Genomic DNA, 19,980 nt, shown 5'->3' with positions numbered 1-19,980 from the left:
AGCCGGCGCGCTCCTCACACCCACATCGGGTGTGAGCCCACACCCGGGGCGGGCGGGGGTTGGGGGGGGGGGGGGGGGCCCCCCCCCCCCCCCCCCCCCCCCACTCCGGGCGTCACTGTTCGTTCGCGATGTCCCCGGACTCGAGGTTCTGCTGGATCAGGTCGGGGAGGCGCTCGAGGAACGCGTCCTTCTCCGTCACCACGTTCGCCATGTACTGGTCGACGTTCTCCGGGGTGATGGGCGGCATGACGTAGGTGTACTGCTTCTCGACCTGCTCGCCATCGACGACGCGCTTCGCCACGGCCAGGCCGGCCGCGAGCTCCACCCGGCCGTGCTGGAGCGACGAACCGATGAAGTCGCCGTTCTGGACCGCCGTCAAGCCGTCCTCGATACCGTCGATGCCGACGACCGGGACGTCCATGCCGGCCTCGTTGAGGGCCTGCACGGCACCGAGTCCCATGTCGTCGTTCTCGGCGACGACGCCGTTGATCTGGTCACCGAAGCTGGAGATCCAGTTCTTGACCTTGTTGACGGCCTCGTCCCGCTTCCAGTTCGCGGTGTCCATCGCGAGGACGTTGATGCCCGGGTTCTCCTCGAGGACGGACTGGATGCCCTCGGTGCGGTCCAGCTCCGGGGAGGAGCCGAGCGGACCCTGCAGGACGAGGATGTTGCCCTGACCGCCGAGCGCATCGGCCATCATCTGCATCTCCTGCGCGCCGGCGGCGACGTCGTCGGGCAGGACGGAGCTGGTGATCGCGCTCTCGTCGGTGAGGGTCGTGTTGACGGCGATCACGGGGATGTTCGCCGCCTGGGCCGCCTGCAGCTGCGGGCCGAGGGAGTCGGCCTGCACCGGGACGATGATGATGGCGTCGACGCCGGCGTTGACCAGCTGATCGACCTGGGTGGCCTGGGTGGAGACGTCGTTGCCCGCCGAGTTCCACAGGAGCTCGATGTCGTTGGCCTCGGCGTAGGCCTCCATCCCCTCCTGGCCCTGGGTGATGAACGACGACATGTCGTAGACGGTCACGCCGACCCGGATGGGGCCCTCGCCGTCGGCGTTCACCGACTCGTCGCCGGCGCCGCAGGCGGCGGTGCCCAGCAGGAGGACACCCCCCAGGGCGACCGCCCCGCGGCGCATCGTTCCTCGAACCATCGGTTGCTCCTTCGTTGTCGTGCTCGGGACACGGGGCACGGTCGAGCCCCGGGGCTTGCTGGAGTGCGACCCGGAGACCGGGTCGAGGTGGCTAGGTGGTGCGGCGCTGGGAGGCCCACATGTCGACGGCCACGGCACTCACGATGAGGACGCCGCTGATGACCGCCTGCCAGTACGCCGGGACGACGAGGATGTCCAGCCCGTTGTTGAGCGTCTGGATCAGCAGGAGGCCGAGCAGGGTGCCCCAGATGGTGCCGCGGCCACCCATGAGGCTCGCTCCGCCGATGACGACGGCGGCGATGGCGTCCAGCTCGTATCCGGCACCGAGGTTGGGCGGGCCGGAGATGACGCGGGACGAGAGGATGATCCCGGAGAGGCCGGCGAGGGCGCCGCTGAGGACGTAGACGCTGGTGAGCGTGCGGCGGGTGTTGACGCCGGCGACCTCGGCCGCGGTGCGGTTGCCGCCGACGGCGTAGATGCGCAGGCCGAAGGCGGTTCGCTTCATCACGGCGCCGAGGACGACGAACCCGAGGATCATGATGATGACGGGGGCCTGCAGGCCCAGGATCTGGGTGTTCGCGATCCGGCCGTACTCGCTGGGCAGGCCGTTGATCGGTGCGCCACCACCGATGACGTACGCCAGACCGGATGCAGCGGTCAGCATGCCGAGCGTGGTCACGAAGGGTGCGACGTTGAGCCGGCTGATGATCAGCCCGTTGACCAGACCGGCGAGAAGGCCCACCCCGACCCCGGCGGCCACCGCCAGCCACAGCCGCTCCGGATGGCCGAGGACCACCGAGGCGCCGGTCATGGCGCTGAGGGCGATGACGCTGCCCACCGAGAGGTCGATGCCGCCCGTGAGGATCACCAGGGTCTGGCCGAGGGCGACGAGCGCGAACGGGGCCGCGGCGATGAGGATCGTGCGGAAGTTGGCGAGAGTCGCGAAGCGCGCGCTCTCGTAGCTGAAGTACGCCATGACCAGCAGCAGGACGATGACCATGGAGTTGCGGATCAGCAGCTCCTCGATCCGCGCCCGGTTCCAGCGGGACGTGGAGGGCGCCTGGTCAGGCGCGGGCAGGCCCGGTGTGGTGACCGACGTGGATGTGCTCACGGGGGACTCCTGGGTGGTGGGGCGGCGAGACGGGACGAAGGGGTCAGGCAGCGGACGAGCCGTCGATGACCGGGGTGGCCTGACCGCTGGCCAGGCGGAAGATCTGCTCCTGGGCGTCGTCCCGGTCGAGGGCGGCCCGATCGAGCTCGCCGGCGATGCCCCCGGCGCGGACGACGAGCACCCGGTGGCTCAACCCGATCAGCTCCGGCATGTCGGAGCTGACGAGGACGACCGCCAGCCCGGAGGCGGCCAGGTCCCGGATGATCGAGTAGATCTCCCCGCGGGCGCCGACGTCCACGCCACGGGTGGGCTCGTCCAGGAGCAGCACGTTGGTGTTGTGAGTCAGCCAGCGGGCCAGGACGACCTTCTGCTGGTTGCCGCCCGACAGCGTCCCGACGGTCTGGTCGAGGCCGCGCGAGCGCAGCGAGACGGACTCGGCGGCCTTGCCCACCGCGGCCCGCCGGCGCCGTCCCTGGATCCAGCCCGCCACGGAGAACGAGGACAGGTGCGGGAGGCTGCCGTTGTCCAGCACGGAGCGGGTGAGGACGAGACCGGCTCCCTTGCGGTCCTCCGGCACCAGGGCGACGCCGGCGCGGATGGCCTCCGCGGGAGCGTTGCGCGCGACCGGGTGGCCGGCGACCTCGACGGTGCCCTCCACCGAGTGCCGGATGCCGAAGAGCGCCTCGACGATCTCGGTCCGCCCCGCGCCCACGAGGCCACCGAGCCCGAGGATCTCGCCCTTGTTGACGGTGAGGTCCACGGCGGGGCCGCCGCGCTCCAGCTGGAGCCCGGACACCCGTAGCCCGACCTCCGAGGACACCGGACCGGTCTCGGGGAAGAGGTCGCCGAGATCGCGGCCGATCATCGCCCGGACGATGCCGTCCTCCGACGTCTCCTCGAGCGGTGCGTCGAGCACCAGCTGACCGTCGCGGAGGACCACCACGGTGTCGGCGAGCTCCTGGATCTCCGCCATCCGGTGGGTCGTGTACAGCATGGCCACGCCCTGTTCCTTCAGGCGTCGAACGACCGCGTAGAGCCGGTCGACCTCGCGCTCGGGGATGGACGACGTCGGCTCGTCGAGGAAGAGCACCTTGGCGCCCCAGGTGGTGGCCTTGGCGATCTCGACGATCTGGGTGAGGGCCACCGACAGCCGGTTCATCCGTGTGCGGGGGTCGATGTCGACGTCGAAGACCTCGAGCATCTCGCGGGCCTCGGCGATCATCGCCCGCCGGTTGAGCGTCCCGGCCGGCGTCCGTGACTCACGGCCGACGAAGAGGTTCTCGTAGACCGTCAGGTCGGGGTACGGCGCCAGCTCCTGCGGGACGATGGCCACCCCCAGCTTGCGCACGTGCAGAGGGTCGTGGTGGGTGAGCAGCTGACCGTTGATGAGGACCTGCCCGGCGTCCGGGCGCACCTGGCCGGTGGCGATCTTCATCAGGGTGGACTTCCCGGCCCCGTTCTCCCCGGCGAGGGCGATGAGCCGGCCCGGGTGCATGGAGAAGCTGACCCCGCGGAGCACCGGTACCCCGCCGAAGGCCTTGTGCAGGTCTCGCACCTCGAGCGCGGGACTGGTTGCCATGGAGATCTCTCCCGGAGGGTCGTCCGCCCGCGGCCCTTACCACGTGGCGATGGCGGGAACGTAACGAGCAGAGTGTGAGAAGTAAAGAGTGTTGACGGAGGTTGTCACATCTGAGATGTTGCGTTCCGCAGCGCTCTTGTTGCTTGTCCCCGAAGCCGTGTGATCACCGCCCGTCCACTCCTCTGAGGAGAGACCACCCATGCCCAACGACACTCCGACCGTCGACCTGTCGTTCGACCTGGACGGGAAGGTCGCCCTCGTCACGGGAGGCGCGTCCGGGATCGGGGGGGCGATCGCCCAGGCGTACGCGGCCAAGGGCGCGCAGGTGGCGATCGTCGACCTGAACGGGGAGGTGGCACAGCGGCACGCCGATGCGGTCGGCAACGGCGCCCGTGCGTTCAGCTGCGACGTCTCCGACCCCGACTCGGTGGAAAACGCCGTCGCGATGGTGATCGACGCCTTCGGGCGCATCGACGTGCTCGTCAACAGCGCCGGAGTCGTCATGCTCGCCCCCGCCGAGGAGATCGGCGTGTCCGCTTGGCGGACGACTCTGGACGTGAACCTGACCGGCACCTTTTTCGTGGCTCAGGCGGTCGGGCGGCACATGCTCGCCGCTGGGCGGGGCGCGATCATCAACCTCGCCTCGCAGGCGGCCTCGGTCGCTCTCGACCAGCACGTCGCCTACTGCGCGTCCAAGTTCGGCGTGGTCGGCGTGACCAAGGTCCTGGCTGCAGAATGGGCTGGCCGTGGGGTCACGGTCAACTCGATCTCCCCGACCGTGGTCCTCACCGACCTCGGCCGCAAGGCGTGGGAGGGCCCCAAGGGCGACGCCCTCAAGGCACTGATCCCGACCGGCCGGTTCGCCCTGCCGGAGGAGATCGCCGCGGCTGCCGTCTTCCTGGCCTCCGACGCCGCGCGCATGGTCAACGGCGCGGACCTCCTGGTCGACGGCGGCTACACCATCCGCTGACCGCCGGCACCGGCCGCCGTCCGCGGGCCGGCGGCCGACACCCGGCGCACCCCCTCACCCCCTCGTCCATGGGAGGACGTCCGTGACCCGCCTGTACGACGACCCGGCCACCTTCACCGAGGACATGGTCACCGGTTTCCTCGACGCCCACGCCGGCCGCGTGGTGGGCGTCCCCGGTGGCGTCGTCCGCGCGAGTCGACCGCGGCCGGGGAAAGTCGGCGTCGTCGTCGGCGGCGGGTCCGGGCACTACCCCGCCTTCTGCGGGGTGGTCGGCCGCGGCTTCGCCGACGGGGCCGTGATCGGGAACGTGTTCACCTCGCCGTCGGCCGCGGAGGCGGCCTCGGTCGGCCGGGCCGTGGACGCCGGTGCCGGCGTGCTGCTGACCACGGGGAACTACGCCGGCGACGTGATGAACTTCGGGCTCGCCGTCGACCGCCTGCGGTCCGAGGGCATCGACGCCCGGTACTTCGCGGTGACCGACGACGTGGCCAGCGCGCCGGTCTCGGAGATCACCAAGCGGCGCGGCATCGCCGGCGACTTCACCGTCTTCAAGTGCGCCTCGGCGGCGGCGGAGGAGGGGTACGACCTCGACGGCGTGGAGCGCGTGGCCCGGCTGGCCAACGACCGCACCCGCACGCTCGGCGTGGCCTTCGACGGGTGCACCATGCCCGGCGCCCAGGAGCCGCTGTTCACCGTGCCGCTGGGGATGATGGGCCTCGGCCTGGGCATCCACGGCGAGCCCGGTGTCTCGGAGCAGCCGATGCCCACCGCCTCGGAGCTCGCCGGGATCCTGGTCGACGGGCTCCTTGCCGAGACGCCGGCGGGGGCCGGTACGCGCGTCGCGGCGATCCTCAACGGACTCGGGCGCACCAAGTACGAGGAACTGTTCATCGTGTGGGCGTCCGTGGCCCGCCGGCTCCGCGACGCCGGACTGGAGGTCGTCGAGCCAGAGGTCGGCGAGCTCGTCACCAGCCTCGACATGGCCGGCTGTTCCCTGACCCTGATGTGGCTGGACGAGGAGCTCGAGCGCTTCTGGCGCGCTCCGGCCGACACCCCCGCGTACCGCAAGGGCGCACTCGGCGCCGAGGGCGGTGAGGAGCTCCGCTCGGCCGGCGAGGCCACCGCGAGCGCCGCCGGCACCACCGGGGCCGCCGTCGTCGACGAGGCGACCCGCGACTGCGCCGTCCGCGTCGTGGCCGCGGTGTCGGCGATGGCCCAGGACATGGCCGCGATGGAGGAGGAGCTGGGGCGCATCGACGCCGTCGCCGGTGACGGCGACCACGGGCGCGGCATGGTGCGCGGCACCGCGGCCGCGCGCGACGCCGCCCGCGCCGCCCTCGACACCGGGGCCGGTCCCGGCACGGTGCTCGTGCAGGCCGGCGACGCCTGGGCGGCCAAGGCCGGTGGCACCTCCGGCGTCCTCTGGGGTGCGGCGCTCGCCGCGGTCGGGCAGCGGATCGGTGACTCCGGCGTCCCGACACCGGAGGTGGTCGCCGCCGCGGTCCGCGACGGCTACGACGCCCTCGTCCGGCTCGGCAAGGCCGAACCGGGCGACAAGACCATGCTCGACGCCCTGCTGCCGTTCACCGAGGCGTTGTCCGCCGCCGTGGACGGTGGGCAGCACCTGTGGCCGGCCTGGGACGAGGCCGCGCGCCGGGCGGAGCAGGCCGCGCAGGACACCGCCGCGCTGCGGCCCAAGGTGGGGCGGGCCCGTCCACTGGCAGAGCGCAGCGTCGGCACGCCCGACGCCGGGGCGATGTCCCTGGCCGCCTGCCTGCGCACGGTCGGCCGCGTCCTCGGCGAGGCCTGACGGCCGTCCTCCTTCCCGAACGACGAACGAACAGAGGAGCTCACGCATGTCCGATCGGCTGAGGGTCGTCGTCGGGTCCGACGACGCGGGACTGCAGTACAAGGAGACGCTGAAGGCGGACCTGCAGGGCGACGAGCGGGTCGCCGAGGTGACCGACGTGGGCGTGAACGCCGACGACACCACCGCCTACCCGCACGTGGCGGTGGCCGCCGCGCAGCTCATCGCGGAGGGCAAGGCCGACCGGGCGGTGCTGGTCTGCGGGACCGGCCTGGGCGTGGCGATCAGTGCCAACAAGGTCCCGGGAATCCGGGCGGTGACCGCGCACGACAGCTTCTCCGTCGAGCGGGCCGTGCTCAGCAACGACGCCCAGGTGCTCTGCCTGGGCCAGCGGGTCATCGGCATCGAGCTGGCCCGGCGGCTCGTCCGGGAGTACCTGGGCTACCGCTTCGACCCCGCCTCCGCGTCGGCGGCGAAGGTCGATGCCATCCGCGGCTACGAGGCCGCGAGCGGACAGGCCGACTCCGCCACGGAGATCGCGCTCGAGGAGGACATGGCGCGGGCCCGCTGCGACTGACCTCGACCCAACCGGGCCTCCACGCAGACGCGAGAGTGAGAGCATGAGCCAGAGCAGCAACGCCTCCAGCGCCGAGGTCGCCGCCGGTGACGCCGACCGCACCTGGCGGTCGATCAACACCATCCGGACCCTGGCGATGGACGCCGTCCAGGCCGCTCGGTCCGGACACCCAGGGACGGCGATGGCGCTGGCGCCGGTGGCGTACACGCTCTGGCAGAAGCACCTGCGCTACGACCCCGAGCTGCCGATCTGGGCGAACCGGGACCGGTTCGTGCTCTCGGTGGGACACGCCTCGACGCTGCTCTACAACCTGATCCACCTCTCCGGCGTCACGTCAGTGAACCGGCAGTACGAGACCCTGGGAGAACCGGCCGTCTCGCTGGACGACCTGCGCCACTTTCGGCAACTGGACTCGAAGACACCGGGGCATCCCGAGTACCGGTGGACCTCCGGTGTCGAGTGCACCACCGGCCCGCTGGGCACCGGCATCGCCACCAGCGTCGGCATGGCGATCGCCGGGCAGTGGCAGGCGGCGGCGTTCAACCGGCCCGGCTACGAACTGTTCGACCACGACGTCTACGCGCTGTGCGGCGACGGCGACCTGATGGAGGGCATCGGCGCCGAGGCCGCATCGCTGGCTGGGCACCTGCGGCTGTCGAACCTCTGCTGGATCTACGACAGCAACCGCATCACCATCGAGGGCAGTACCGACCTCGCCTTCAGCGAGGACGTCGCCCGTCGCTTCACCGCGCTCGGCTGGGCCGTGGAGCACGTGACCGACGCGAACGATCTGGCCGCGCTCGATCGGGCGTTCACCTCGTTCAAGGCCACCGCGGACCGGCCGACGCTGATCATCGTCGACACCGTCATCGGCTATGGCGCGCCGACCAAGCAGGGCACCGCGGCCGCGCACGGTGAGCCGCTGGGCGAGGAGGAGGTCCGGGCGGCGAAGCGGTTCTTCGGCTGGCCGGAGGATGCCCGGTTCCTCGTCCCCGCGGACGTGTACGCGGACTTCGAGGAAGGCATCCGCGCTCGCGGCCGGCGGTTGCGCAGCGAGTGGGAGCAGTGCTACGCCCGCTACGCCACCGAGCACCCCGACCTCGCCGATGCGCTGGACAGGATGCAGCGCCGGCTGCTGCCCGACGACTGGGACGCCGACCTCCCGCAGTTCCCTGCCGACCGGAAGGGCATGGCGGGGCGGGATGCCAGCGGGCAGGTGCTCAACGCGATCGCACAGCGGGTGCCCTGGCTGCTGGGCGGGTCGGCGGACCTGGCGCCGTCCAACAAGAGCCGGCTCACCTTCGCCGGTGCCCGGGACTTCGGCGCCGACGACCGGGGCGGGCGCAACCTGCACTTCGGCGTGCGGGAGCACGCCGCCGCGGCCGTGGCCAACGGGCTGGCGTTGTCGAAGGTGCGCGCCTATCAGGCGGGGTTCCTCATCTTCTCCGACTTTCAGCGCGGTGCGGTGCGGCTGTCGGCACTGATGGAACTGCCGGTGATCCACCTCTTCACCCACGACTCCATCGGCGTCGGCGAGGACGGCCCGACCCACCAACCGGTCGAGCACCTGGCCTCGTTGCGCGCGATGCCCGGGATGATCGACCTGCGGCCCGCCGACGCCAACGAGGTGGTCGAGGCGTGGCGGACCATCCTGCCGCTGCGGCACGAGCCCGTCGCCCTCGTGCTCTCCCGTCAGGCGCTGCCCACGCTGGACCGCAGCCGCTACGCCTCCGCGGCCGGCGTAGCGCGGGGCGCCTACGTGCTCGCCGGTGACCCTGAGCGCGTCCCCGACGTCATCCTGATCGCCACCGGCAGCGAGGTTGCACTCGCCGTGGCCGCTCACGAGCAGCTCCTCTCCGAGGGCATCGCCTCCCGGGTGGTGAGCATGCCGTCGATGGAGCTGTTCGACCGGCAGCCGCAGGGCTACCGTGACGAGGTCCTCCCGCCGTCCGTCACCGCCCGCGTCGCCGTCGAGCAGGCCTCGTCCTTCGGCTGGGACCGCTGGGTGGGGTCCGGTGGCCGGATCATCGCCATGAGCACCTTCGGGTCCTCCGCTCCGCTCAAGGACCTGCAGACGAAGTTCGGCTTCACCCCCGAGGCGGTGACCGCTGCCGCGCGGGAGCTGGTGGCCGCCCGGGACCGGGGAGCTGAGGGAGGCCGTCCCGGCTGACCGCTGACCACGTCGGGGAGGCGTCGCCCCGGAGTGGCGAGAGGGCGGTGCGTGACGGGCCGGCCCCGAGGCGCCGAAGCGGAACGGGATCTGCCCCTACCGCGGCGACCCCGCGTGACGAAGACTGGGGCCGCCCGGTCGCCTTCGGCCGTGCCGGGCAGCCGGCCCCGGCCGAGCAGCCGACCGGGGACGCCGCTCTCCGGCACGCTCTCCCCGCCGGCCGGAGGACCGCCCCGTGTGCGCCGCGACCCGGGTCCCGCCGCACGACACCGCTTCCCCGGCACTCGCGGGAGACGAGGAACGCCGGAGGGGTCCGGCATGTCCGAGTACGTCGCGATCGTCCGCCGGCGCGCAGTCGACTGGTACCTCAGCGTCCCCGCGATCGGCCGCAGCGCGCCGCTGTGGCGTCCCACCGAGGCGGCCCGGCTGGCCGTGTGGCTGGTCCGGCAGGCCACCGGCCGGGAGCCCTCGCACAGCGCGATCGACGTCCGCACCGCCGGACCCGACGACCTGTACCTCCCGGCCGGCCACGGCGGTGCCGAGGCGCGGCACACCGACGGCCGCTGGTACCGGGGGCAGCTCGCGGGCTGGGTGCGGCAGTCCGACGACTCCTGGCGGGCGGTGGTCTGCTACGCGGTGGCCGGCGTCATGTGGGAGCGGGTCCTGGCCGCCGGCCAGTGGCGGGGCGCGGCCGCCCCCGTGGAGGGCGCCGGCACCGCCGAGGGAGCCGGGACGTCGACGTGACCGGGCGCCCGGCGCCGGTCACTCCTCGAAGAGGGCGACCAGCTCGTCGGCGGTGCACGCGACGTGCAGCGGGACGATGGAGACCGTCCAGCCCGGACGGCGCTCGTCGATGCCGAGGGCGAGGTCCCAGGCCGCTCGCGCGGTGAGCGGGCCGAAGCAGGCGTCGTCCCCGTCGTCGCTGACCGCGACCTCGACCAGCCAGCTGTCGGACAGGTCGGCGGCGAGCTCGCCGAAGTCGGGGTCGGTGCCGTCCTCGGGCTCGGGTGCGTCGGCCTGGACGGGGTAGATGATGGCCACGACCGCCCCCTACAGCTGGACGCCGCGGGTCAGGGCGCCGTCCACGACCAGGTTGGTGCCCGACGTGAAGCTGGACACCGGGCTGGACAGGAACACGACTGCCCGGGCCATCTCCTCCGGCGTCCCCATGCGGCCGGTCGGGTTGAGCGCCAGCGAGTCCGCGAAAAGCTCGGGCTGGCCCTGCTCGACGGCCTGCCAGAAGCCGCCCTCGAAGTAGGTGTTGCCCGGCGAGACGACGTTGGCCCGCACCCCCCGGCCGGCGAGCTGGAACGCCAGACCGCTGATGTAGCCGACGATCGCGGTCTTCATCGTCCCGTAGGGGCCCGAGGCGAAGTCGGACTCGCGGCCCGAGACGCTGGAGACCGCGACGATCGAGCCGCGGCCGCTCGCCTCCAGGTGCGGCAGTGCGGCCGTGGCCAGCCGCACCGTGTGCATGAGGTCGACCTCGAAGGAGGCGTACCAGTTCTCCTCCCCCGGCCCCGCGGCCAGCGCGCTCACGTTCGCCACGACGGCGTCCAGCCCGCCCAGCCGGCCGGCCGCCGCCTCCACCCAGCCGGTCAGCGCCGCGCCGTCCCGCACGTCGAGCCGGACGCCGGTGGCCCGCCCGCCGCGGCCGGCGATCTCCTTCTCGGCCACCTCGATCTCGCCGGCATCGCGGGCGCAGAACTCCACGACGGCGCCCTCGTCGACGAAGGCCTCGACGATCGCCCGGCCGATGCCGCGTGTGCCGCCGGTGACGAGCACGCGGGAGCCGGTCAGCTGCAGGTCCACGGGGTTCCTCCCAGGGGTCAGAGCAGGGTCGCCGCGCGGCGGCGGAGGTCGTCGTGCAGCCCGCCGTAGGCCGTGGCCCGCGGCAGGAGGGACTTGCGGGCCTTCACCACGGCGCTGTAGTTGGCGTCGACGACGTTGGCGATCGGCACCTCGGTGATCTGCGACAGCAGCTGGTAGCCGTCCATCGGGTGCAGCCCGAAGAGCTCGCCGAACCAGCGGACGAGCTCCACCTGGCCGATCCGCCAGGCGTCCTCGAGGGGCCGGCTGGAGCCGACGGTCATCCAGTGCGTGTCGTCCTCGAGCCGCGGCCAGAGCGGGGCCCCGCCCTTGACCAGCTCGACGATCAGCGTGGAGGTCATCGCGCCCTCGACGGCGGTGCCGCACGCCTCGCCCTCGCCCTGGCGGTAGTGCCCGTCGCCGACGGAGAACAGCGCCCCCTCGACGTTGACCCCCAGGAAGCAGGTGGTGCCGGGCCGCATCTGCGGGGTGTCCATGTTGCCGCCGAAGCGCTCGGGCACCAGCGAGCTGCGCACCTCGCCGCCGGGCGGGGCGACCCCGACCGTGCCGAGCATCGGCTCCATCGGCAGCGCGACCTGCAGGTCGGTGTGCTGCGCGGCGAAGGTGACGGTGTTGGCCGCGCGGTCGAGCTCGTAGATCCAGGTGGTGTCCGGCAGCGGGTCCTGCAGGGTCGCCGTCCGGTCGGTGCTGGTAAGGCCGCCGAAGAACGGGATCGCGGCCGAGGCGCCCCAGTCACGCGCCGGCTCCATCGCGACGAAGTGCAGCGCGAGGGTGTCACCGGGCTCGGCACCCTCGACGTAGAACGGGCCGGTCTGCGGGTTGACGAAGCGCAGGTCGACCTTCTCGGTGGAGAGGTCCTTGGTCGAGCGGAGCGCGCCGTTGAACGCGTCCTCGGACCACACCCGCAGCGCCGTTCCCGGGGTCACCCGCCGCAGCGGGGCCACCCCACCGAACGTGTACGCGTACTGCTCGAACGACGGCACGACCTCGACGACGTCCATGACGCACCCTAGGAAGCCGCAGGTGACGTCGGCAACGGCTGCGGCGCGCCGGGCAGCCGGACCCGGTCCGGGGTGAGCTCCGCGACGGACGGGACGCCGAGCAGCTGCAGCGTCCGCGCCACCTCGCGGGACAGGATGTCGGCCACCCGCTGCACGCCGCGCTCGCCGCCGGCCATCAGCCCGTACAGGTAGGCGCGGCCGACGAGGCAGGCCCGCGCGCCCAGGGCCACCGCGGCGACGACGTCGGCACCGTCGAGGATGCCGCCGTCGAGGTAGACCTCCGCCCGGTCCCCCACCGCCGCGACGACCGCGGGCAGCTCCAGCAGCGGCGTGGGCGCGCGGTCCAGCTGGCGGCCACCGTGGTTGGAGACGACGACGGCGTCGGCGCCGGCGTCCACCACGGCCCGGGCGTCCTCCGCCGTCTGCACGCCCTTGACGACCAGCGCGCCGGACCACCGCTGCCGCAGGTCACGGACGTCGGCGAGGGTCGCAGCCGGCTCGAAGACGCGGTCGGCGAGCTCGGCGACGGTGCCGCCCCACGAGCGCAGGGAGGCGAACTCGAGCGGCTCGGTGGTGAGCAGGTCGACCCACCAGCGCGGGTGGACGGCGGCGTTGGCCACCGTCCGGAGGGTGAGCGCCGGGGGGATGGTGAACCCGTTGCGGACGTCGCGCAGCCGCGGCCCGGCCACCGGGGTGTCGACGGTGAGCACCAGCGCCTCGTAGCCGGCCGCGGCCGCCCGCGCGACCAGGGCCTCGCTGGCCTCGCGGTCGCGCCACAGGTAGAGCTGGAACCACCGGCGCCCGCCCGGCGCGGCCGCGGCGAGGGCCTCGATCGTCGTCGTCCCCATGGTCGACAACGCGTGCGGGATGCCCACCCGCGCGGCCACCCGGCCGACGGCGGACTCCCCCTCGGTGTGCATGAGCCGGGTGAAGCCGGTCGGCGCGAAGACCAGCGGGAGGGCCGCCGGGCGGCCGAGGACCGTCGTCGACGGGTCGACGACGGAGACGTCGCGGAGCACGCTCGGCCGGAACTCCAGGCGGGTGAACGCCTCGCGGGAGCGCCGCAGGCTCTCCTCCGCACCGGCTGCACCGTCGGTGTAGTCGAAGACCGCGCGCGGCACCCGGCGGCGGGCGATCGCGCGCAGGTCCCCGACGGTCGCCGCCGCGGCCAGCCGCCGCTCGGTCGCGTCGCCGGACAGCGGGCGCGGACGGACGAGCTCACGCAGCTCGGACCAGCGGGGAACGCGGCGCTCGACCACCCGGGGCCTCCTCGTGTCGGCGGTCCGCCCACCCTGCCAGCACCGGTGGTGCAGCCGGTACCCGTGGGACGACACGACCGCCCCGCCGCGCGCCGCACGCGAACCGCCGTTAACGTCGCTGGCACAGTGACGTGCGTCACCGTCGCCGCCCGCACCGAGAACAGGCAGGTCCCCATGCTCTACACCGCGTACGAGTGGAACCGCCGGGCGAGCACGCCCGTCGTGACGGCGTCCGAGCTCACCGCCCGGGCCCTCTCCACACTGCCGACCGCGCTCTCCGGCCGGACCGCGGTGCGCCACCTCCGGGCGGCCTGCGACATCGTGGCGCGCGCCCGCCCCACCCACCACCGGCCGGAGTACGGCATCGACGTGGTGCCGGTCGGCGACCGGCTGGCCGACGTGCGCGAGGAGCCCCTGACGGCCACCCCGTTTGCCACCCTCCTGCACTTCGCGAAGCCCGCCGTCACCGACCAGCCGAAGGTGCTCGTCGTCGGGCCGATGTCCGGGCACTTCACCACGCTCATCCGGCCGACGATCCGCACGCTGCTGTCCGACCACGACGTGTACGTGCTCGACTGGCACAACGCCCGGGACATCCCCGTGGAGCACGGCCCGTTCGGGCTCGACGAGTACATCGAGCACGTCATGACGGCGCTGCGGCACCTGGGCCCGGACACGCACGTGGTGGCGGTCTGCCAGCCCGCCGTCCCGGTGCTGGCGGCGGTGTCCCTGCTCGCCGCGGCGGACGACGACGCCCAGCCGCGGAGCGTGACGCTCATGGCCGGGCCGGTCGACACGCGGGTCAACCCGAACCGGGTGAACGAGGCCGCGGCGAGGCGGCCGCTGTCGGCCTACGAGCGCCGGCTCATCGACACGGTGCCCGCCCGCTACCCCGGCGCGGGGCGGCGGGTCTACCCGGGGGTGGTGCAGCTGACCGCCTTCATGTCGATGAACCCGCGCCGGCACTGGGGCGCCCACCTGCAGATGTACCGCGACCTGGTGGCGGGCAACGCCGAGCGGGCGGCCGCGACGCGGGCGTTCTACGACGAGTACGGCGCCGTGATGGACGTCCCGGCCGAGTTCTACCTGGAGACGGTCGGGCGCATCTTCATGGACCACGACTTCGCGCTGGGCCGGTTCACCTGGCGCGGGCAGCCGGTCGACCCCGGCGCGATCCGGCGGACCGCGCTGCTCACCGTCGAGGGCGCCCGCGACGACATCTGCTCCCCGGGTCAGACCGAGGCGGCGCACGCGCTGTGCACCGGGATCCCCGACGAGCACAAGCGGCACCACCTGCAGCCGGGCGTCGGTCACTACGGCGTGTTCAGCGGCTCCCGCTGGGAGGCCGAGGTGTACCCGGTGCTGCGCACGTTCATCGCGGAGCACGCCGCCGAGCGGGCCGCCGCGGTCTGACATCCGCTCGCCCGGTAGTCCCGCGGGACTACCGGGCGAGGCGCCGGCTCAGGCCAGCCGCTGGGCGCGCACGGTCAGCGGCCGGCCGTCGGTGACCGGGAGCGGGTCGTCGTCGGCCACCTCGTCGTCGACCACCTCGCCGGGCAGCTCCGCGAGCTGCTCGGCGGGGTCCTCTGCGGTCGGCAGCCACCGGCCCCACCAGCGCAGCAGGTGCTCCACCCGGGCCAGCCGGTGTCGCGGGCGGCCGGACCGGGACAGCTCGTGCCCCTCCCCCGGGAACAGCAGCAGCTCCGCGGGCACCCCCCGTCGCCTGAGCTCGGCGTAGAGCCGGTGCGCCTGCTCGACCGGGCAGCGCCAGTCCTGCTCGCCGTGGACCACCAGCGTCGGGGTGGTGATCGACCCGGCCTGCGCGAGCACGCTCGGCTCCGCGGTGCCGACGGCGCCCCCCGTCTCCAGGCAGGCGCCCTCCACGACCGCCGCGGCGAAGCGCGGGGTGCGCCCGATCAGCAGCGCGGCGAGGGAGCCGCCGTAGCCGACGCCCATGACCCCGACCCGGTCGGCGTCCAGGGCGGGGTCCTCCAGGACGGCGTCGAGGAGGGCGACGACGTCGGCGGCGTCGACGGTGCCCTCCGCGCCGCGGAGCACCCGCCCGTGCGCCTGCCCGTAGCCGGACGACCCGCGCGGGTTGCACCGGACGACGGCGTAGCCGGCTGTGACCAGCACCTGCGCGTCGTCGAGCAGCGACCAGCCGTCCTGCCGGTAGGGGCCGTCGTGCACCAGCAGGACCACCGGGTGCGGACCCGGCCCGTCGGGCACGGTGACCCACCCGTGCACCGGGGACCCCTCGGGCGCGGCCGCGGTGACCTCGCCCGCCCGGTGCAGCCGGCCGGTGGCACCCAGGGCGCGGCCGAAGCCGGTGAGCAGCCGGCGCCGGCCGGGCGTGATGGCGATGAGCTCCCCCGCGGAGCGGTCGTGCGCCACGGTGGCGACGACGACGCCCCCGCCGGCCGCGATCCCGCGGACGGTGAACGGCCCGTCGACCAGCGCCTCGGGCACCCCGCCGGCCAGCGGCACCCGCAGCAGCTCGACCGCGCCGCGCCGCTGCACGCCGAGGAGGGCGGCGCCGTCGGCCAGCACGGTCGTGGGCGTCTCGTCCCCGCGGTCGGTCTCCTCCGGGTCCAGCAGCGGCTCGAGGGGCCCGCCGCCGGCCGGGACGCGGCACAGCGTGGCGCTGCGGGCGACGTCGTCGGTGCCGTCGGCGCCCAGGTCGGGCCGGGCGGTGAGGTACAGCCAGGTGCCGGTCGGGTCGTAGGCGGGCCGGGAGCATTCGGCCCGCCCGTCGGTGACCCGCCGCAGCGCCCCGCCCGCCGCCGGGACGGCGTGGACGTCGCGCACCAGGTCGCGGTCGGCCCGCGGGTGGCGCGCGGACACGAAGGCGAGCTCCGCGCCGTCCGGACGCCAGGCGACGTCGCCGTCGTCGGCGGGGCCGTCGGTGAGCTGCCGCGGCCGGGGCGGCGGCGTGGCGTCGTCCGCGCCGTCCGGGGGCAGGTCGAGGACGAACACGTGGCTGTGCTGGTCGACGACGAAGCCGACGCCGTCGAGCCGGTACCGCAGGGTGGTGATCAGCCGCGGCGGCTCGGCCTCGGGCCCGACGTCCGGGTCGGTGCCGTAGCGCCCCTGCTCGGGCACCCGCGCGGTGTACGCCAGCCGGCGGGAGTCCGGCGACCACACCGGGGCGCCGGCGCCGAGCGGGTGCCCGGTCAGACGTCGCGGCGCCCCACCGGCGGTGGGCAGCACGTGCACCTGCGGCCGGCCGCCCGGCTCGGCGCCCAGGTAGGCCAGCCACCGGCCGTCCGGGGAGAACGCCGGCGCGGTGTCCCGAGCGCCCGAGGTCAGCGCCCGGGCGGGCGCCGACCCGTCGGTGGGCACGGCCCACAGCCGGCTGCGGTACTCGTCGGCGTCCAGGTCGAGCCGGGTGACGGCCACGACGGCCATCCGGCCGTCCGGGGAGACCGTCGGGACGCCGGGGGTGCGCAGCAGCGCCAGGTCGGCAGGACGCATGAGGGGCGGCGCCTCAGCGGCGGCGCGTGTCCTCCCCCACCTCGTCGCCCTCGTCCACGGTCTCCGTGCGGCGCTCGGCGTCGGCCAGCGCCTCCGGGCCGTGGCTCTGCACCGTGCCCGCGACCTCCTCGTCGGCCGGCGACTCCTCCGGCATCGCGCCGCGGGTCTTGATCAGGCTGGCGATCGTCGCGATCGCGAGGACGCCGAGGATGATCGACAGCGACAGCCAGATCGGGATGGTCGGCACGGCGTCGATGTGCTCCCCGCCGTTGATGAACGGCACGGTGTTCTCGTGCAGGGCCTCCATGACCAGCTTGACGCCGATGAAGGCGAGGATCACGGCGAGGCCCAGGGAGAGGTAGACCAGCCGCTTGAGCAGCCCGCCGAGCAGGAAGTACAGCTGGCGCAGGCCCATGAGCGCGAAGACGTTGGCCGTGAAGACGATGAACGGCTCCCGGGTGAGGCCGAAGATCGCCGGGATGCTGTCGAGGGCGAAGATCAGGTCCGTCGTCCCCAGGGCCAGGAAGACGATGATCATCGGCGTCCAGAGCTTCCGGCCCTTCTCCGTCACCCGGATCTTCGCGCCCTGGAAGTCCTCGGTCATCGGGAGCACCCGGCGCATCCGCCGGATGAACGCGTTCTCCTCGTAGTCCTCGTCTTCGTTGCGGTGCCGGACGAGGTTGATCGCGGTGTACACCAGGAAGGCGCCGAAGAAGTAGAAGACCCAGGTGAACTGGGAGATGAGTGCGGCGCCGGCCAGGATGAAGATCCCGCGCAGGATCAGCGCGATGATGATCCCGACCATCAGGGCCTCCTGCTGCAGGTGCCGCGGCACCCGGAAGCGGGCCATGATGATCACGAAGACGAACAGGTTGTCGACCGACAGGCTGTACTCGGTCAGCCAGCCCGCGTAGAACTCCGTCGCGAACTGCCCGTTCGTGAACACCAGCAGCAGCACGCCGAAGAGCAGGGCCAGCGCGACGTAGAAGCTGACCCACAGGCTCGCCTCCTTGAAGGAGGGCTCGTGCGGGCGGCGGGCGACGATCGCGAGGTCGGCGAGCAGCAGGACGGTCAGCCCCACGAACGTCGCGACCTCGAACCAGACGGGCAGATCCACGGAGGCTCACTCTACGGTGCGGCCGATCGGCCCGGGCCGACGGCGATCGGATGTGGTCGGTACCCCCGGCGGACGTCCTGGGGACGTCCGCCGGGGACGGTGTTCAGTCGGTGGACGACCGGTCCGCGCCGCTGCGGGCGGCGGTCCGGGCGGCCACGGAGGAGCCGGTGCTGCGGCCGTCGTCCTCGTCGGCCTGGTCGGGAGAGTTCCCCTCGAGGACGCTCCCGGAACGTGCGCGCCCGGGTGCGGCAGCCCGCGCCCGGTCGCGCCGGTTGCTCGCCAGGCTCGCCACGGTCGTCACCACCAGCGTGCCGAGGATGACCGCCAGGGACAGCCAGGTCGGGATCTCCGGGACGACGGTCACGTGCTCCCCGCCGTTGACGAACGGCAGCTCGTTGGTGTGCAGCGCGTGGACGACCAGCTTGACACCGATGAAGCCGAGGATGACCGCGAGCCCGTACGAGAGGTACACGAGCCGGTCGAGCAGGCCGTCGAGCAGGAAGAACAGCTGCCGCAGGCCGAGCAGCGCGAAGGCGTTGGCGGTGAAGACCAGGTAGGTCTCCTGGGTCAGCCCGAAGATCGCCGGGATCGAGTCGACGGCGAACAGGATGTCGGCGCTGCCGATGGCCACCAGCGCGATCGCCAGCGGGGTGATGTAGCGCTTGCCCTTGATCGTCGTGGTCATGCGGTCGCCGTGGTAGTCCTCGGTGGTCGGCAGCAGCCGCCGCGTGAGGCGGAGGACGCCGTTCTCCTCGAACCTCTCGTCGTGCGAGTGGCCGCCGCCCTTCGCCTGGGCGTACGCCGTCCAGATGAGGAAGGCGCCGAAGAGGTAGAAGACCCAGCTGAAGTTCTCGATCGCGGCAGCGCCGACGAAGATGAAGACCGTCCGCAGCGCGAGCGCGAACGCGATGCCGAAGAGCAGCACCTTCTGCTGCAGTTCCCGGGGCACCGCGAAGCTGCTCATGATCAGGACGAAGACGAACAGGTTGTCCACCGAGAGGCTCTTCTCGGTGATGAAGCCGGCGAAGTACTCACCGCCGTACTGGGGTCCGGCGAACCACAGCACGAGCAGCCCGAACACGACGGCGATGCCGACGTAGACCGCCGACCAGGTGGCGGACTCGCGCAGGGTGGGTGCGTGCGGCGTGCGCACGTGGCCGACGAAGTCGAACACGAGCATGCCGACGATGGCGGCGACGGTGATCGCCCAGATCCAGAAAGGGACGTCCACGGGTGATTTCCTCCGGTACTGGCAGACGTGTCAGTGCCGGAGGTCTCTCCCGCCGCGGGCGCGACCGGCAGGACCGGAGATCCCCGAGAGACCCCGTGATGACGACCCCGCCGCGTAGGGATACTCCCCTCCACGTGCGGACCCGGGTCCGGGCAGGCGGCATCGCCGGCTCGCACCGTGGGTCCACACAGGGGACGAACGAGCGGCCGACGGAGTTCCCGTCGCCCGGGGGTGAGCCCGGTCACCGCTCGAGCGCCCACGCCGGCGGGTCCGGGCCTCACGGCGGTCAGGGCACCGTGGGCGTCACCGGTCCCGCGGGTGTCAGGGTGCGATGGGCCGCCGGCTCCGGGGCAGCGCGGCGACGACCGCGTCGTACGACGTGTCGACGAGCTCCCGGACCTCGTCGTCAGGGACCGTGCCGGTCCAGTCGACGGCGTTCCAGCCGTAGCGCCCGATGTAGGAGCTGGCCACGATCGCGCCCGGATGGCGCTCCCGCCACTCCGCCGCCTCGGCGGCGTCGCGGCCGCACTTCACCCCGACGGTGCCGGTGTCCAGGCCGATGAAGGCGAAGGCCTTGCCGCCCACCTTGGCGACCAGCTCCGCCTCGCCCCAGGGGTAGGTCTCCTCCGCCCCCGGCTTGGCCAGGCAGTACTCGACCAGCTCGTCGCGCTCCACGGCGTCCCCTCGTGACGGACTGGAAC

17 protein-coding genes are annotated in these 19,980 nt (G+C 73.2%); 6 read left to right on the top strand and 11 right to left on the bottom strand.

Features of this window, described 5'->3' with window-relative positions:
• Positions 1 to 112: 112 nt before the first annotated feature.
• From ACI789_RS11920 to ACI789_RS11910, 3 genes are all read right to left on the bottom strand, one after another.
• Positions 113 to 1,153, bottom strand: coding sequence for a substrate-binding domain-containing protein (locus ACI789_RS11920; RefSeq protein WP_457009220.1), 1,041 nt, complete (start codon positions 1,151 to 1,153; stop codon positions 113 to 115).
• 91 nt (positions 1,154 to 1,244) lie between these two features.
• On the bottom strand, positions 1,245 to 2,264 hold the full coding sequence (locus ACI789_RS11915; protein ID WP_457009218.1) for an ABC transporter permease: 1,020 nt from the start codon (positions 2,262 to 2,264) through the stop codon (positions 1,245 to 1,247).
• 43 nt (positions 2,265 to 2,307) lie between these two features.
• Positions 2,308 to 3,843 carry a sugar ABC transporter ATP-binding protein gene (locus tag ACI789_RS11910; RefSeq protein WP_457009216.1) on the bottom strand — a complete coding sequence of 512 codons (1,536 nt, stop codon included), beginning with the start codon at positions 3,841 to 3,843 and terminating at the stop codon, positions 2,308 to 2,310.
• Positions 3,844 to 4,042: 199 nt separating this feature from the next.
• Here ACI789_RS11910 and ACI789_RS11905 point away from each other — a divergent pair, with 199 nt between their 5' ends.
• The 5 genes from ACI789_RS11905 (at position 4,043) to ACI789_RS11885 (ending at position 10,111) form a co-directional block, all read left to right on the top strand.
• Positions 4,043 to 4,813 carry a GolD/DthD family dehydrogenase gene (locus tag ACI789_RS11905; RefSeq protein WP_457009214.1) on the top strand — a complete coding sequence of 257 codons (771 nt, stop codon included), beginning with the start codon at positions 4,043 to 4,045 and terminating at the stop codon, positions 4,811 to 4,813.
• Between the two features lie 82 nt (positions 4,814 to 4,895).
• Entirely contained in the window at positions 4,896 to 6,623 is a 1,728-nt protein-coding gene (locus ACI789_RS11900) for a dihydroxyacetone kinase family protein (protein WP_457009212.1), read from the top strand.
• 46 nt (positions 6,624 to 6,669) lie between these two features.
• Entirely contained in the window at positions 6,670 to 7,197 is a 528-nt protein-coding gene (locus ACI789_RS11895; RefSeq protein WP_456917245.1) for a ribose-5-phosphate isomerase, read from the top strand.
• A gap of 43 nt (positions 7,198 to 7,240) precedes the next feature.
• Positions 7,241 to 9,367 (top strand): transketolase, encoded by a 2,127-nt coding sequence (tkt, locus tag ACI789_RS11890; RefSeq protein WP_457009210.1) that lies wholly within the window; start codon positions 7,241 to 7,243, stop codon positions 9,365 to 9,367.
• Between the two features lie 318 nt (positions 9,368 to 9,685).
• Entirely contained in the window at positions 9,686 to 10,111 is a 426-nt protein-coding gene (locus ACI789_RS11885; RefSeq protein WP_457009208.1) for a hypothetical protein, read from the top strand.
• 18 nt (positions 10,112 to 10,129) lie between these two features.
• Here the strand turns inward: ACI789_RS11885 and ACI789_RS11880 are convergent, their stop codons facing one another.
• Genes ACI789_RS11880 through ACI789_RS11865 form a run of 4 tightly spaced genes read right to left on the bottom strand, consistent with a single transcriptional unit; the run spans position 10,130 to position 13,457 of the window.
• Positions 10,130 to 10,408: a hypothetical protein gene (locus tag ACI789_RS11880; protein ID WP_457009206.1), complete on the bottom strand. Its 279-nt coding sequence runs from the start codon at positions 10,406 to 10,408 to the stop codon at positions 10,130 to 10,132.
• A 9-nt stretch (positions 10,409 to 10,417) separates the two neighbouring features.
• The gene (locus tag ACI789_RS11875) at positions 10,418 to 11,179 is read right to left on the bottom strand and encodes an SDR family NAD(P)-dependent oxidoreductase (RefSeq protein WP_457009204.1); all 762 of its coding nucleotides are present in this window, start codon (positions 11,177 to 11,179) and stop codon (positions 10,418 to 10,420) included.
• Between the two features lie 17 nt (positions 11,180 to 11,196).
• Complete coding sequence (locus ACI789_RS11870; protein ID WP_457009202.1) at positions 11,197 to 12,198, bottom strand: acetamidase/formamidase family protein; 1,002 nt, start codon at positions 12,196 to 12,198, stop codon at positions 11,197 to 11,199.
• A gap of 8 nt (positions 12,199 to 12,206) precedes the next feature.
• Positions 12,207 to 13,457, bottom strand: a complete 1,251-nt coding sequence (locus ACI789_RS11865) for an alpha-hydroxy acid oxidase (RefSeq protein WP_457009200.1) — start codon at positions 13,455 to 13,457, stop codon at positions 12,207 to 12,209.
• A gap of 126 nt (positions 13,458 to 13,583) precedes the next feature.
• Between ACI789_RS11865 and ACI789_RS11860 the strand changes: the two genes are divergently transcribed.
• Complete coding sequence (locus ACI789_RS11860; RefSeq protein WP_457009198.1) at positions 13,584 to 14,870, top strand: polyhydroxyalkanoate depolymerase; 1,287 nt, start codon at positions 13,584 to 13,586, stop codon at positions 14,868 to 14,870.
• Positions 14,871 to 14,918: 48 nt separating this feature from the next.
• Here ACI789_RS11860 and ACI789_RS11855 read toward each other — a convergent pair whose 3' ends face one another.
• The 4 genes from ACI789_RS11855 to ACI789_RS11840 form a co-directional block, all read right to left on the bottom strand.
• Positions 14,919 to 16,931, bottom strand: a complete 2,013-nt coding sequence (locus tag ACI789_RS11855) for a S9 family peptidase (RefSeq protein WP_457009196.1) — start codon at positions 16,929 to 16,931, stop codon at positions 14,919 to 14,921.
• Positions 16,932 to 16,944: 13 nt separating this feature from the next.
• Positions 16,945 to 18,048 (bottom strand): TerC family protein, encoded by a 1,104-nt coding sequence (locus ACI789_RS11850; RefSeq protein ID WP_457009194.1) that lies wholly within the window; start codon positions 18,046 to 18,048, stop codon positions 16,945 to 16,947.
• 103 nt (positions 18,049 to 18,151) lie between these two features.
• Positions 18,152 to 19,279, bottom strand: coding sequence for a TerC family protein (locus tag ACI789_RS11845; protein WP_457009192.1), 1,128 nt, complete (start codon positions 19,277 to 19,279; stop codon positions 18,152 to 18,154).
• Positions 19,280 to 19,600: 321 nt separating this feature from the next.
• A complete protein-coding gene (locus ACI789_RS11840) occupies positions 19,601 to 19,954 on the bottom strand; it encodes an MmcQ/YjbR family DNA-binding protein (protein ID WP_457009190.1) in 354 nt (117 codons plus the stop codon).
• Positions 19,955 to 19,980 lie beyond the last annotated feature (26 nt).

Source organism: Geodermatophilus sp. SYSU D00965, from assembly GCF_054050075.1.
Note: the sequence above shows the minus strand (reverse complement) of the source record. Positions and strands in the feature narration are given on the sequence as shown.